The sequence below is a fragment of the Mesorhizobium sp. WSM4313 genome, from assembly GCF_002294725.1.
GTDB lineage: Bacteria > Pseudomonadota > Alphaproteobacteria > Rhizobiales > Rhizobiaceae > Mesorhizobium.
The window spans coordinates 237,051-250,828 of record NZ_NSFT01000003.1; the positions used below are offsets into that span (position 1 = coordinate 237,051).

12 protein-coding genes are annotated in these 13,778 nt (G+C 65.6%); 9 read left to right on the top strand and 3 right to left on the bottom strand.

Going from position 1 to position 13,778, the window contains the following annotated elements:
• Nucleotides 1–2: 2 nt before the first annotated feature.
• The 9 genes from CK219_RS08965 to CK219_RS09005 all read left to right on the top strand — a co-directional run bounded on the left by CK219_RS08965 (nt 3) and on the right by CK219_RS09005 (nt 10,686).
• Entirely contained in the window at nt 3–2,414 is a 2,412-nt protein-coding gene (locus CK219_RS08965; RefSeq protein ID WP_095766409.1) for a circularly permuted type 2 ATP-grasp protein, read from the top strand.
• A gap of 124 nt (nt 2,415–2,538) precedes the next feature.
• The gene (locus tag CK219_RS08970; protein ID WP_095766410.1) at nt 2,539–3,423 is read left to right on the top strand and encodes a transglutaminase family protein; all 885 of its coding nucleotides are present in this window, start codon (nt 2,539–2,541) and stop codon (nt 3,421–3,423) included.
• Between the two features lie 110 nt (nt 3,424–3,533).
• Nucleotides 3,534–4,469: a glycosyltransferase family 2 protein gene (locus tag CK219_RS08975; protein ID WP_095766411.1), complete on the top strand. Its 936-nt coding sequence runs from the start codon at nt 3,534–3,536 to the stop codon at nt 4,467–4,469.
• Entirely contained in the window at nt 4,469–5,341 is an 873-nt protein-coding gene (locus tag CK219_RS08980) for a glycosyltransferase family A protein (RefSeq protein WP_095766412.1), read from the top strand. Before CK219_RS08975 ends, CK219_RS08980 begins: the two co-directional genes overlap by 1 nt.
• Complete coding sequence (locus CK219_RS08985; RefSeq protein ID WP_095766413.1) at nt 5,338–6,081, top strand: hypothetical protein; 744 nt, start codon at nt 5,338–5,340, stop codon at nt 6,079–6,081. The genes CK219_RS08980 and CK219_RS08985 overlap by 4 nt, the downstream gene beginning before the upstream one ends.
• A 63-nt stretch (nt 6,082–6,144) precedes the next feature.
• Entirely contained in the window at nt 6,145–7,236 is a 1,092-nt protein-coding gene (locus CK219_RS08990) for a DNA topoisomerase IB (RefSeq protein ID WP_095766414.1), read from the top strand.
• A 110-nt stretch (nt 7,237–7,346) separates the two neighbouring features.
• Nucleotides 7,347–7,721 carry a YciI family protein gene (locus CK219_RS08995; protein ID WP_095766415.1) on the top strand — a complete coding sequence of 125 codons (375 nt, stop codon included), beginning with the start codon at nt 7,347–7,349 and terminating at the stop codon, nt 7,719–7,721.
• Nucleotides 7,718–8,992, top strand: a complete 1,275-nt coding sequence (locus tag CK219_RS09000; protein WP_095766416.1) for an RNA polymerase sigma factor — start codon at nt 7,718–7,720, stop codon at nt 8,990–8,992. Before CK219_RS08995 ends, CK219_RS09000 begins: the two co-directional genes overlap by 4 nt.
• Nucleotides 8,993–9,171: 179 nt before the next feature.
• Nucleotides 9,172–10,686 carry an aldehyde dehydrogenase family protein gene (locus CK219_RS09005; RefSeq protein ID WP_095766713.1) on the top strand — a complete coding sequence of 505 codons (1,515 nt, stop codon included), beginning with the start codon at nt 9,172–9,174 and terminating at the stop codon, nt 10,684–10,686.
• Between the two features lie 74 nt (nt 10,687–10,760).
• On the opposite strand, the gene ugpC is transcribed toward CK219_RS09005, so the two are convergent.
• Genes ugpC through CK219_RS09020 form a run of 3 tightly spaced genes read right to left on the bottom strand, consistent with a single transcriptional unit; the run spans nt 10,761 to nt 13,778 of the window.
• Nucleotides 10,761–11,837: a sn-glycerol-3-phosphate ABC transporter ATP-binding protein UgpC gene (gene ugpC, locus CK219_RS09010; RefSeq protein WP_095766417.1), complete on the bottom strand. Its 1,077-nt coding sequence runs from the start codon at nt 11,835–11,837 to the stop codon at nt 10,761–10,763.
• Nucleotides 11,824–12,762, bottom strand: a complete 939-nt coding sequence (locus CK219_RS09015) for a PfkB family carbohydrate kinase (protein WP_095766418.1) — start codon at nt 12,760–12,762, stop codon at nt 11,824–11,826. The genes ugpC and CK219_RS09015 overlap by 14 nt, the downstream gene beginning before the upstream one ends.
• Nucleotides 12,762–13,778 carry an SIS domain-containing protein gene (locus tag CK219_RS09020; protein ID WP_095766419.1) on the bottom strand — a complete coding sequence of 339 codons (1,017 nt, stop codon included), beginning with the start codon at nt 13,776–13,778 and terminating at the stop codon, nt 12,762–12,764. The genes CK219_RS09015 and CK219_RS09020 overlap by 1 nt, the downstream gene beginning before the upstream one ends.

Below are 13,778 nucleotides of genomic sequence, written 5' to 3' on the forward strand. Positions count from 1 at the left end.
CAATGGCCAAGGGGAATCAGAGACGGGTGGGCGGCAGGCCGCGGGCGCCGAGCCTGCTGGAAAGCTACCGACCGATCGAAGGCGTCGTCGACGAGATGGTCGACGCGGCCGGCAGCCCGCGCCCGGCCTGGCGCTCCTTCATCGACGCGCTCGACGATCTCGGGGCGGATCGGCTCGGGCAGCGGTTTGCCCGCGCCGACCAGTATCTGCGCGATGCCGGCGTCTATTACCGTGTCTATGAGCAGGCTGGCGCCAATGAGCGGGAGTGGCCGCTCGCGCATGTCCCGCTGCTGATCGACGAGAAGGAATGGGCCGAGATCAGCGCCGGCCTCGTCCAGCGCGCCGACCTGTTCGAGGCGATCCTGTCCGACATTTACGGGCCGAACCGGTTGGTCGAGAAAGGCATTCTGCCGGCCGGCCTGATTGCAGCCAGCCCGGAATATCTGCGCCCGATAGCCGGCGTCCGGCCGGCCAACGGGCATTTTCTGCATATGGTCGCCTTCGAGCTCGGCCGTGGCCCGGACGGCCGCTGGTGGGTGCTGGGCGATCGCACCCAGGCGCCGTCGGGCGCAGGCTTCGCGCTGGAGAACCGCGTCGCCACAACGCGCGCGCTGTCGGATATCTATGGCGAGATGCATGTGCATCGGCTTGCCGGCTTTTTCCGCCGCTTCCGCGACGCGCTGAACGCTATGGCAAGGGAGTCGGGCGGCCGCGTCGCCATCCTGACGCCGGGACCGCTCAACGAAACCTATTACGAGCACGCCTATATCGCCCGCTATCTGGGCATCATGCTGCTCGAGGGCGAGGACCTGACCGTTTCCGGCGGCAGGCTGATGGTGCGAACCGTTTCCGGCCTGATGCCGATCGGCGTCCTGTGGCGGAGGCTCGATGCCGCTTTCGCCGATCCGCTGGAGCTCAGGCCGGACTCGCAGATCGGCACACCGGGATTGGTCGAGGCAATCCGGCGCGGCTCCGTATCGGCCGTCAATGCGCTGGGTTCGGGCCTGATGGAGACGCGGGCATTGCTGTCGTTCCTGCCCAGGATCGCGCGAGAACTGCAAGGTGACAATCTCAAGCTGCCGAGCATCGCCACCTGGTGGTGCGGGCAAGAGGCGGAGCGCGCGCATGTGCTGGCCAATATCGACCGCATGGTGGTCGGCCCGGCGCTCTCGACCCGGCTTGCCTTCGAGGACGATGGCGCGACCCGGCTCGGCTCGTCCCTTTCGGCCGGCGAGCGGGCCGAGCTCATCGCGCGCATCGAGGCGGACGGCGCCGGCTTCGTCGGGCAGGAAGCCGTGACGTTGTCGACCACGCCGGTGTTCGTCGACGGCTTGCTGGAGCCGCGGCCTGCCAGCCTGCGCGTCTATCTGGCGCGCACGCCGGAAGGCTGGACGGTGATGCCCGGCGGCTTCGCCCGTGTCGGATTTTCGCTCGACCCGACGGCGATCGCCATGCAGCGCGGCGGCCAGGCGGCGGATGTCTGGGTGGTCAGCGACAGGCCGGTCGAGCGCGAGACATTGTTGCCGCAAGAGCATGACGGCTTCACCCGCACCATGCCGGGCAGCCTGCCCAGCCGCGCGGCCGAGAACCTGACCTGGCTCGGACGCTATATCGAGCGCTCCGAAGACACGGTGCGCGTGCTGCGCGCCTATCACGTGCGGCTTGCCGAGACGTCCGATCCGGATATGCCGCTGCTTGCCGATATCAGGGACTATCTGGAACCGTTCGGCATCGACGTCGAAACGGCGATACCACCGGGGTTGATCGGCACTTTGGACAGCGCGGTCTACAGCGCCGGCCAGATTCGCGACCGCTTCTCTCCCGATGGCTGGCTGGCGCTGAAGGATCTGTCCAAGACCATCCACAAATTCGCGGAGACGGTCGCGCCCGGAGACGACGCGACGCGTGCGATGACGGTGATGCTGCGCAAGCTTGCCGGCTTTTCCGGCCTGCTGCACGAGAACATGTACCGCTTCACCGGTTGGCGCTTCCTGGAGATCGGCCGCAGGCTGGAACGCGGCATCCAGATCGCGCGCACGCTCAGCCAGCTGACAAGGAATGAGGTGCCGGAAGGGGCGCTGGACATGATGCTGGAGATCGGCGACAGCGTCATGACCCATCGCCGGCAATATCCGGTGCAGGCCGGGCGGCACACGGTTATCGACCTGCTCGCGCTCGACCCGCTCAATCCTCGCTCGATCTTGTTCCAGCTGGAGCGGCTGAAGGCCGAGATCGGCATGCTGCCTTCGATCGGCGGCGAGGGGCACATGTCACCCGCCGCCAAGGAGATCCTGCGGCTCAACACGGCAATAGCCGTCATGGAGCCATCGGACATGAGCGCCAAGGCGCTCGACGACCTCGCCGGCCAGATCGGCGATCTCTACAACAGCCTCTCCAAGGCCTATTTCGGTTAGAGCATTTCCAGCGAAAAGGATCGCCTTCAATGCTCTATCTCTCTGTTTTTGCGCAATTCCGGACGCAAGGCTACGGCGAAGCCGCCGAGCCCAACGGCTGCGCTTTTTTGCTGGAATTGCCCTAATGCTCTACGACATCAAACTCCATTTGCATTACGACTACGCCGCTGCCGCCGGTGGCGGACGGCACCAGGTGCGCGTCATGCCGCAGACGATCGCCGGAGTGCAGCGCGTGATCGCCGCCTCGCTGTCGTTCCAGCCGTCGCCGGCCGAGCGTGCCGATTTTTCCGATTTCTTCGGGAACAACGTCACCTCGATCGCTTTTCGCGACGCGCATGAGACGCTCGACATCCGCATGAGCGCGCGCGTGTCTGTCTCGCGGCCCGAGCCAGGTCTCGATGTCTCGCCCGATATAAGCGGGCTGAGGTCGGAGCTCGATCTGGTACGCTCGCTATTGCCGTCCGCGCCGCATCATTTCCTCGCCGCCAGCGACCATGCCGGCATCGATGCGGCGATCACGGCCTATGCGCGGGAAAGCCTGGCCGGCTCAGCGGTGGCAACGGCGGCCGATCTCTGCAACCGCATCCATCGCGATTTCACCTATGACGGCAAGGCAACCACGGTGCAGACGCGGGCAAGCGACGCCTTCGCGCTGAAACGCGGCGTCTGCCAGGATTTCTCGCATATCATGATCGCCGGCCTGCGCGGGCTTGGCATTCCCGCCGGTTATGTCAGCGGCTTTTTGCGCACGATCCCGCCCAAGGGCAAGCCTCGGCTCGAGGGCGCCGATGCCATGCATGCCTGGGTCAAGGCCTGGTGCGGACGCGATGCCGGCTGGCAGGAGTTCGACCCGACCAACGGCATAAGGGCGAGCAACGACCATATCACGGTCGGCTACGGCCGCGACTATTCCGACGTCGCGCCGATCGTCGGCGTGTTGAAGACCACCGGCGGCCAGGTCGGCGAGCAAGCGGTCGACGTCATTCCGGTCGTCGTCGAAAAGGTGTAACGACAACCCGATTGCCCGTGGGCGCTTCTCAAATGCGCCTGCCGTCAGTATCCTGGGCACGGGATTGACGGGGGCGCGCGCCTGCGTGGGCGTGGCGCGCGGAGATAGATTTGGAAGCGGTAAGCGTCATCATACCAGCACATGATGCGGCTCGGACGATTGCCCGGACGCTCGCTTCACTGGTTTCGGAAAAAGAAGTTATCGGCGAGGTGCTGCTGGTTGACGATTCGTCGTCCGACGCCACCGCGGCCGTCGCGTCGGATTTGTCCTTGCAGTGCGGGTTGCCGCTGTGCGTCGTCAAATCGAGCTGCCGTGACGCCGGCGGCTCCAGGAATCTGGCTCTGGAGCAGGCCCGCTTTCCCTGGATCTATCTGATCGATGCCGACGATATTCATCTCGAAGGCGGCCTGCGCGCACTGCTGGCCAAGGCCGTAGGGGATCGAGGAGCGGACATGGTGGTCGGCGCCTACCGCCGACAGGTCGGCGGCGAGGAGCGGTCGACCAAGCTGCCGGGCGGCTACACGAAGAGCGGACCGGCCAATGCCTGCGCCTATCTCGAAGGGCGGATACGGTCGATCGCAGTCGGCAGCGCGCTGGTGTCGCGGCGGGTTGTCGGCGACACGAGGTTCCCCACCGGGCTCGCCTATGACGAGGACACGCTGTTTTGGGCGCGCCTGATGGCCAAAGCCTCGCTTGCGGTCCTGACGCGACCGATCTTCATCTATTTCGTCTCGGCGGAGCGTTCCGACGATCGTTTCACGATCAGGCCCGCCGCTTGCTTTCTCGAATGGCGCCTGGCGCTGCGCCGGCTCCGGTCCTGCGGCATCGCGGAGCGGTCGCTCAAGACCAGGGAAGGCCTCGTCGCCTTGAAGATCGCGCGCGTTCATTATGCGCGCGGTGATTTCGACATGGCGGGAAGATTCCTCAGCGTGGCCGAAGCTGCGCCACGGACGGGCGCGGCTGTCTGGCGGTGCATGCGCTATCGGCTGAAGATCGCGTTGCGGCGCCGGTTCTGGGCGCCGGCCGCCCAATTGCAACGCGCCTGATGGCCGCAAGGCCGGATCTCGCGGTCGTGGTGATTGGTTTGCGGGCACCCGCCTCACTGGCGGCTGCGGTAAGGTCGGTGCTCGACCAGAATGTTCCGCTCGAGATCGTGGTGGTGAATTCCGGCGGCGGCGACGCCATGGCGCTGCTTGCCGATTGCGGCATCGGCGTAACTGTCATCGATGTCGAGGAGCGGTTGTTTGCCGGGGCCGCGCGAAATCGCGGCATCGCTGCAACGCAGGCTCCGTTCATCGCCTTTCTCGCGGATGATTGCCTGGCCTGTCCGCAATGGGCCGAAATCCGGCTGCAGCGTCACCGGGAGGGTGCCGCGGCTGTGGCGAGCGCCGTCCTCAACAGCCATCCGCGCAATCTAGTCGCCTGCGCGGCGCATCTCGTCACCTATATGCGACGCCTGCCCGGTCTCCCGGCCGGGAAGGCGCAGTGCTACGGCGTTTCGTTCGACCGGAAGTTGTTCGAGCGATATGGAGCGTTCGACGAGGGGCTGAAGTCCGGAGAAGACACCGAATTCATGGCCAGACTGCCGGAGGCTCTGCGGCCGGTCTGGGAACCGAGGGTCCTGACCGTTCACCGCAACGAGATGAGCTTGTCCGGCTTGCTTGCCGACCAGTATCGCCGCGGGCGCCGCTATGGCGCCTATCTCCGGTCCCTCGACACCGGAAAACCCATGCGTCCGTTCCGAAAGGTGTTCCGCGACCGGCGCAATGTCGGCAAGCTGATCAAGGAGGGGTTGTCCGGCAAGGACAGGACCTTCGCAAGGCTGTCGCTGCCGATCGTGTGGCTGGCATTGTTCGCCAAATCGCTGGGGGCGTCCGCCGGCGCCCGGCATGGCGACACGACGGAGGACCGGCGATGATCACCATCGAGATGAAGCCGCCGCGTCGGCGGCGCGGCCGATGGTTTTGGTCACAGCGCAAAATCGTCGCCGTTTTCAGCTACCGCTACGATCAGCATCTCGTGCCCGACCTTATCGCCAATCTCGAGCCTGTCGTCGACGGCTGGATCGCCTATGACGACCGCGCCTCGGAGGGGCTTTTCAGCAGCGAGCCGCAGAGGCGGCGTGCGCTTATCGCCGCGGCCCATGAGGCCGGCGCCGATTGGGTTCTGGCCATGGATCCTGATGAAAGGCTGGAACAAGCCGTTGCCGGCCGGATCGGCCGCCTGACCAGCGGGTCCAGGCGCATCGCCTGGGGGTTCCGCTGTCGGGAGCTGTATACGCCGGCCAGCTACAGGATCGACGGTCGCTGGGGCCAGAAGATGCAGCACAGGCTTTTTGCCGCCTATCCCCCTGACCGTTATCGATCGAAAGAACTGCACGGCGCCTGGTTTCCCGACGATATCGGCTTCAGGCTCGAGGATAGCGGTCTCAATCTTTATCATTTGAAGATGATCGAGCCAAAGCGGCGCGCAGCGCGTCGCGACCTCTACAATTGCCTCGACCCGGATCGCCGGCTGCAGCAGATCGGCTACGACTATCTGGCGGACGAGTCGGGAATGGTTCTCGAGGCCGTGCCGGCCGGGCGAGAGTACGTTCCCGCTCATGCCGACGACGGCGGGCTCTGGATGGCGGATCTCTCCGCCATGCGGCGGGACTGAAAGCTGTTTCGGAACCAGCCGCCGGTTACGCGGCTTATCTACGGGAACTTCCGTGGAGCCATCATGCTGCAACAATCGCGATCCTGCGTCGACCGGCCGGCAGGCGAGGACCGAAGCCGGAAAGACGGTGCGCAGGATTCGGCCGAGCGCGCGTCGCTCAGCTATGTCAGCGACACCGATCCCGGCGTCCGACGATTGAGAAAAGGCAAGGGATTTTCCTATGTCGGTCCGAACGGGCGCAAGGTCAGCGCGGAGACACTTGCCCGCATCAAGGCGATCGTCATTCCGCCGGCCTGGACGGATGTATGGATATCCCCCGATCCGGACGGCCACATCCAGGCAACAGGTCGGGATCAGCGGGGCCGCAAGCAGTACCGCTATCACCCGCAATGGACCGAGGAACGCGACGGCGTCAAATATTCCAGCCTCGTCGCCTTCGCGGAAAGCCTGCCTGCCCTCAGGCGGCAGATCGATGCCGATCTGCGCCGCCACGGGCTGCCGATGGAGCGCGTCGTCGCCTCGGTGGTCTGGTTGCTCGACAACACCATGATCCGGATAGGCAACGCGGCCTATGCGCGCGACAACAAGAGTTTCGGACTGACCACGCTGCGTGACCGCCATGTCGAGATCACGGGCTCCAGCCTACGCTTCGCCTTCAAGGGCAAATCGGGCAAGGAATGGAAGCTGAAGCTGGCCGATCGCCGCATCGCCAAGGTCGTGCGCGGCGCCCAGGATCTGCCGGGACAGAAGCTGTTCCAATATCTCGACGAGGACGGCGACCGGCGGCCGGTGCGCTCGGAGGACGTCAACCGCTATATTCGCGAGGCATCCGGCGCTGAATTCAGCTCAAAGCATTTCCGCACCTGGGGCGGCACGATCCATGCAGCGTCGCTGTTTGCCGGGACCGAGCTGCCGGAAAGCAAAACGCAGCAAAACCGGGTCATCAACAGCGTCGTCGACAAGGTCGCCGAGCGGTTGGGCAACACCCGTGCCGTCTGTCGCAAATGCTACATCCACCCGCTGGTGTTCGAGGCGTGGAGCAACGGGCGCCTGCTCGACGAAATGGCCGAAGCCAATAAGCGCAAGCGCGTCATACCCGGTCTCGACGAGGAAGAAACGCTGGTGCTCAGATGGCTGCAGGCGCGCGGCGCCTGACAGGCGGTTGCGGAGATCGTCAAGTCAGTGATCCCTCGATAAATTTTTTTATCGACCTGGTGTCGGGAAGGGTCCTAGTGTCGCGTCCTTTGATACGGAAAGGACCTGCCATGCTTTACGCCATCCTCTGCTACGCCTCCGAAGACGTCGTCTGCTCCTGGAGCAAGGAACAGGACGACGAGGTCATGGCAAAGCTCCTCAACGTGCAGGACAAATACGCCAAGGCGGGCCGGCTGGGGCCGGTGGCGCGCCTGTTGCCGACGACGGCGGCCACGACGCTGCGAAAGGTCAAAGGGGAATCGATCGTGCTCGACGGCCCATTCGCCGAGACCAAGGAACAATTCCTCGGCTTCTACACGCTCGAATGCAACGATCTCGACGAAGCCGTCGAATTCGCGCGCGAGCTTTCCGAAGTCAATCCGAGCGGCGGCTCCTACGAGATCCGGCCGGTTTCGGTATTCAATCCGACAAAGGTCGCGGTATGACGGAACTCGCCTGGATAAACGCCGCGATCAGCAATGCCCGCCCGCAGGCGATGGGCGCGCTGCTGCGCTACTTCCGCGACCTCGACGCCGCGGAAGAGGCTTTCCAGGACGCATGCCTGAGGGCGCTCAACAACTGGCCGAAGAACGGGCCGCCACGCGATCCCGCGGCCTGGCTGATCTTCGTCGGACGCAACAGCGGCATCGACGCCGTGCGCAAGCGCGCCAAGCAGGCGCCGATGCCGGAAGAGGACCAGATTTCCGATCTCGAGGATGCCGAAGGCGATATGGCCGAGCGGCTGGACGGCGCGCATTATCGCGACGATATCCTGCGGCTTCTGTTCATCTGCTGCCATCCGGATCTGCCGGCGACGCAGCAGATCGCGGTGGCGCTGCGCATCGTGTCCGGCCTCACCGTCAAGCAGATCGCGCGCGCCTTTCTCGTCGGCGAGAGCGCCATGGAACAGCGCATCACCCGCGCCAAGGCGCGCATTGCCGATGCCGGCGTGCCGTTCGAGACGCCGGGCGCGGTTGAGCGCTCGGAGCGGCTCGCCGCAGTCTCCGCAATGGTCTATCTGATCTTCAACGAGGGCTATTCGAGCAATGGCGGCGAGGCGCCGGCTCGCGCGCCGCTGTGCGAGGAGGCGATCCGGCTCGCCCGGCTGCTGCTCAGGCTGTTCCAGCAGGAACCTGAAATCATGGGGCTGACGGCGCTGCTGCTTCTCCAGCATGCGCGGGCACCGGCGCGTTTCGACGAAGACGGCGAGATCGTGCTGCTCGAGGACCAGGACCGCTCGCTCTGGAGCCGCAAGATGATCGACGAGGGCTTGGCGCTGGTCGACAAGGCGCTGCGCCACCGCAAGCCCGGCCCTTATCAGGTGCAGGCGGCGATCGCAGCGCTGCATGCGCGGGCGGCGACGGCCGAGGATACCGACTGGACCGAGATCGACCTGCTCTATGGTCTGCTGGAGCAGATGCAGCCGTCGCCGGTGGTAACGCTCAACCGCGCCGTCGCGGTCAGCAAGGTGCGCGGCCCGGAAGCCGCACTTGCCATGATCGAGCCGCTGGAAGAGCGGCTGTCGGGCTATTTTCACTTCTTTGGGCTGAGGGGCGGGCTGCTGATGCAGCTTGGGCGCAACGACGAGGCGCGCATCGCCTTCGACCGCGCCATCGCCCTGGCCAACACCGCGGCCGAGGCGGCGCATATCCGCATGCATATCGACCGGCTGATCAAGGAAAGCACTGAGAAGTCTTCCTTCCAAAAAGCGCGCTGATCCGGCTTCGCCGTCTGGCCCAATTTCGCAATCCGGCCTTGGACCATGCCGGGGTAGCGGTTTTCCCCCGAAACGCGTAATGCCACGCCATGAAAGCGCCCGGCTGTGCCCGACGGCACGGACATGGCGCATGGCTTCCACGCCCGTCCCATGAGCGGCGGGATATGAAAGGGACAAAAATGACGTTAGCGAAGGAAACCGCTTCACTTCTTGAGAAACTGGGCGTCGCCAAAGATGCGCTTTCGGGGGGCGACCTGATCGTGCGCAGCCCGGTGACGGGCGAACAGATCGCGGCGCTGAAGTCGATCTCGGCCGCCGACGCCGGCAAGGCCATCGATGCCGCGCACAAGGCTTTCCAGGCCTGGCGGCTGGTGCCGGGGCCAAAGCGCGGCGAGCTGGTGCGCCTGCTCGGCGAGGAGCTGCGCGCGCATAAGGACGAGCTTGGCCGGCTGGTGTCGATCGAGGTCGGCAAGATCCCGTCCGAGGGGCTGGGCGAAGTCCAGGAGATGATCGACATCTGCGATTTCGCCGTCGGCCTTTCCCGGCAACTCTATGGCCTCACCATCGCCACCGAGCGCCCCGGACACCGCATGATGGAGACCTGGCATCCGCTCGGCGTCGTCGGGGTGATCTCGGCCTTCAATTTCCCGGTTGCCGTTTGGTCTTGGAACTCGGCGCTGGCCTTCGTCTGCGGCGACGCGGTGGTGTGGAAACCGTCGGAAAAGACGCCGCTGACGGCGCTTGCCTGCGAGGCGATCTTCAAGCGCGCCGCCAAGCGTTTCGGCACTGATGCGCCGGCAGGACTGCTCCAGGTGCTGATCGGCGACCGCGCCGCCGGCGAGGTGCTGGTGGATCATCCGAAGGTGCCGCTGGTCTCGGCCACCGGCTCGACCCGCATGGGCCGCGAGGTCGGCCCCAGGCTCGCCAGGCGTTTTGCGCGCGCCGTGCTTGAGCTCGGCGGCAACAATGCCGGCATCGTCACGCCCACCGCCGATCTCGACATGGCGCTGCGGGCGATTGCCTTCGGCGCCATGGGCACGGCCGGCCAACGTTGCACCACGTTGCGGCGCCTGTTCGTGCATGACAGCGTCTATGACGCGCTCTTGCCGCGGCTGAAGAAGGCCTATCAGTCCGTCTCGGTCGGCAATCCGCTGGAGGGCAAGGCGCTGGTCGGTCCGCTGATCGACAAGGCGGCCTTCGACAACATGCAGAAGGCATTGAAGGAGGCTGAAGCGCATGGCGGCAAGGTGACCGGCGGCACGCGGGTCGAGAACGGCCACCCGGACGCCTATTATGTGCATCCGGCACTGGTCGAGATGCCTGCCCAGGTCTCGCCGGTGACGGAAGAGACCTTCGCGCCGATCCTCTATGTGATGAAATACTCCGATTTCGACGAGGCGCTGGAGCAGCACAATGCCGTGGGCGCCGGCCTGTCATCGTCGATCTTCACGCGCGACCTGCAGGAATCAGAGCGCTTCCTAGGCGTCGACGGTTCGGATTGCGGCATCGCCAACGTCAATATCGGCACTTCGGGCGCGGAGATCGGCGGCGCCTTCGGCGGCGAGAAGGAGACGGGCGGCGGCCGCGAGAGCGGCTCGGACGCCTGGAAGGCGTATATGCGCCGCGCCACCAACACGGTGAACTATTCCAAGGCGCTGCCGTTGGCGCAGGGCGTGTCGTTCGACATCGATTGAGGACGAAGCGACGGGTCGCCCGCGAGCTGACCCGGCTCGAGATCAGGCCATGCGGGCGGAAGGCGAGCGATTGCTCAGAAAGCCTTGCCGGTGGCCGGATCGAAGAGGCGGAGCGCGTCCGCATCGAAGACGAACGCGCATGGCTGACCCTTGGCGACGCGGGCGCGCGGCGGCAAGGTCGCCGTCAAGTTCTGCGCGCCGATCCGGGCCGTGGTGACCTGTTCGGGACCGGTCAGTTCGACGACGTCGATCTCGACCGGCAGCGACAGATCCGCGCCGCTGCCCGGCCCCAGCCGGAGCGCTTCCGGCCTCACTCCGGCAATGACCTGAGCACCGTCGCGGCCCGCTTTGGCGTAGCGCGCCGGCAGCGCCAGTCGCGCATCGGTGCCGGCAATGGCGAGCTTGCCGTCCTCGACAAAAGCTTCCAGCATGTTCATCGCAGGCGCGCCGACGAAGCCTGCCACATAGAGTGTCGCCGGATGGTTGTAGATCTCTTCCGGCGTGCCGAGCTGCTCGATGCGACCGTCGCGCATGACGGCGATGCGGGTCGCCAGCGTCATCGCCTCAATCTGGTCGTGGGTGACGTATACGACCGTGGTGCGCAGCATCTCGTGCAGGCGCTTCAACTCGGTGCGCATCTCGAGCCGCAGCTTGGCGTCGAGGTTGGAGAGCGGTTCGTCGAACAGGAAGACCTGCGGCTTGCGCACCAACGCCCGGCCGATGGCGACGCGCTGGCGCTGGCCGCCGGAGAGCTGCCCGGGCTTGCGGTCGAGCAGGTTCTCGATTTGCAAAAGCTTCGCCGCCTCGCGCACCGCCTTGTCGCGCTCGGCGACGGGAACCTTGCGCATCTCCAGCCCGAAGCCGATGTTGCGGCTCACCGTCAGGTTCGGATAGAGCGCGTAGGACTGGAAGACCATGGCGATGTCGCGGTTCTTCGGATGCACGCCAAGCACGGACCGGCCGCCGATCAACACGTCGCCGCTGGTCGCCTCGGCAAGACCAGCGATGATGTTGAGCAAGGTCGACTTGCCACAGCCGGAGGAGCCCAGCAGCACCAGGAATTCGCCGTTCTCGAGCGCGATGTCGATGCCTTTCAGCGTTTCGACGCTGCCGTAATTCTTGCGGATATCGCGGATTTCAAGCGCGCTCATGGATGGCTTCCTCGAAGAAAATCGGCCCGCCATAATCGCGGGGCAGGGTGGAAATGGCCCGCGATGCCACCTGAACAGCCGCTGCAAGGCAACGTGCCAGAGCGTGCTCCCGAGCAAGCGCCGCCAGAAAGGCGCCGTTGAAGACATCGCCGGCGCCGATAGTGTCGACGACGTTGACGCGTGGCGCGGTCGCATCGATGATCTGGCCGTCCGGGCCGATAGCGATCGCGCCCTCGGGTCCGCGCTTGACGACCACGGTCGCGGCTTTTTTCATGCCGTCGCGGATCTTGCGTGCCGCGTCCGTGGGATTCTTCAACCCCGCCAGCGTCGTCGTCTCGACCTCGTTGAAGAGCGCAAGCTCGCAACGCGACAGCCAGGCGCGCGCCGCGGCACAATTTTGCGCCGTCCAGCCATCCATCGGCCAGCCGGTGTCGAGCGCGACGGCGATGCGGTGTGCCTCCGCCCAATCGAAAAAAGCATCGTACTGGCGCGTGAGGTCGTCGGTCAGGAAGGAGCCGCAAAGCAGCGCGTAGCCGCCCGAGAGCCGCTTGCCGTCCAGAACCGAAAGCACGTCGTCGAGATTGAAGCGCGGCAGGTGACCGCGGGTGGTGAAGAAGGTGCGTTCGCCGTCCGGATGGGTCATGCCGACCGACAGCGTCGTGCCCTCCGTGTGGACCGGCCATCTCGCGGCGCGGCCCCCGAATGCTTCGCGCAGCCAGCGCCCGAACTGGTCGTCGCCAAGATTGGCGGCAATCTCGAAATCGATGCCCAGCGCCTGCCAGGCAAGCGCCGTGTTACCGGCCTGGCCGCCGACACGCAGGTCGTCGTGGTCGACGACGGTCTCCGTGCCCGCCTTCGGCCATGGCGCGACCGGCCCGACGATCAGGTCGACGTTGACGTTGCCGATCACCGCGAGCGGCCGCATCACTCGCTCCTGGTGATCTTGGTGGTGCGCACCGGCGTTCCGGCATTCTCGACGCGGGAATCGGCGAACGCGATCATCAGGCTTTGCGCCACCGGCAGCATGGCAAAGATCGCCGCCAGTCCGGACGCGGGCTTGAACCTCAATGTGACGGCGCCTGCGACCGGCGGTTTGCCCGAAGCATCGAACACGATCAGCGGCGCCCCGGTCTCGACCGCTGAAGCGGCCATGGCGGTGACGAGGTCGGCGGTCGGGTCGTTGCCGCGGAAGAGCACGACGCCAATGCTTGGACCCAGCATCTCCATCGGCCCGTGGCGCAACTGACCGCCTTCGAGCGAGAAACAAGGCAGGCGCGACAGTTCGGTGAAGCCGAGCGCAAGGGCTTCAGCCACGCCTTGAAGCTTGCGGCCAGAAGTGACGATGGTCGTCACCATCCTGAGCGCCGCGAGCGCGGCATCGATCTCGACCGTCTGGGGCGCCTTGAGCCCGGCGAGCGCGCCGGCGGGATCGTCGCCTAGCGCAGTCAGGATGGCGAGATGCAGGGCGAAGGTCACGGTCAGGCTGCGGGTCGCGGCAAAGGCGAGCTCGCTACCGCCGGCGCCGACGAGGCAAGGCACCCTACGGCCAAGAAACGAGCCGGCCTCGAGCGTCAGACCGAAGGTCTCCGTGCGATCGCCGGTCTCGGCAAACCAGCGCAAGACCTCGGCGCTTTCGCCGGATTGAGAGGTGACGATCACCGTCTTGCCGGCCAGCGGAAGCGGCTGGCCGAGCTGCTCCGACAGCGGCAGCGCGATGGCGTCGATGCCGTGCGCGCGATAGAGCGGCTCGACTGCGCGGGCGACGGCATGCGAGGCGCCCATGCCGAGCAGGAGGAGCCTGCCGTTCTTGTTGATCGAGGCAGCGATCTCGGCGGCTACTTCTTGATTGCTGGCGAACGAGGCAAGCGCATCCTCATGCTGGCGCGCCATCTCGCGGTCGATGGCAAGGAGGCCTGTCGGCCGTTGTTTGTCTGCGGTCAT

Coding starts and splice junctions, on each gene's coding strand:
- CK219_RS08980 (WP_095766412.1), top strand. CDS start 4,469: ATGGCCGCAAGGCCGGATCTCGCGGTCGTGGTGATTGGTTTGCGGGCA.
- CK219_RS08990 (WP_095766414.1), top strand. CDS start 6,145: ATGCTGCAACAATCGCGATCCTGCGTCGACCGGCCGGCAGGCGAGGAC.
- CK219_RS09015 (WP_095766418.1), bottom strand. CDS start 12,762: ATGCGGCCGCTCGCGGTGATCGGCAACGTCAACGTCGACCTGATCGTC.
- CK219_RS08965 (WP_095766409.1), top strand. CDS start 3: ATGGCCAAGGGGAATCAGAGACGGGTGGGCGGCAGGCCGCGGGCGCCG.
- CK219_RS08995 (WP_095766415.1), top strand. CDS start 7,347: ATGCTTTACGCCATCCTCTGCTACGCCTCCGAAGACGTCGTCTGCTCC.
- CK219_RS09005 (WP_095766713.1), top strand. CDS start 9,172: ATGACGTTAGCGAAGGAAACCGCTTCACTTCTTGAGAAACTGGGCGTC.
- CK219_RS08985 (WP_095766413.1), top strand. CDS start 5,338: ATGATCACCATCGAGATGAAGCCGCCGCGTCGGCGGCGCGGCCGATGG.
- ugpC (WP_095766417.1), bottom strand. CDS start 11,837: ATGAGCGCGCTTGAAATCCGCGATATCCGCAAGAATTACGGCAGCGTC.
- CK219_RS08970 (WP_095766410.1), top strand. CDS start 2,539: ATGCTCTACGACATCAAACTCCATTTGCATTACGACTACGCCGCTGCC.
- CK219_RS09000 (WP_095766416.1), top strand. CDS start 7,718: ATGACGGAACTCGCCTGGATAAACGCCGCGATCAGCAATGCCCGCCCG.
- CK219_RS09020 (WP_095766419.1), bottom strand. CDS start 13,778: ATGACCGCAGACAAACAACGGCCGACAGGCCTCCTTGCCATCGACCGC.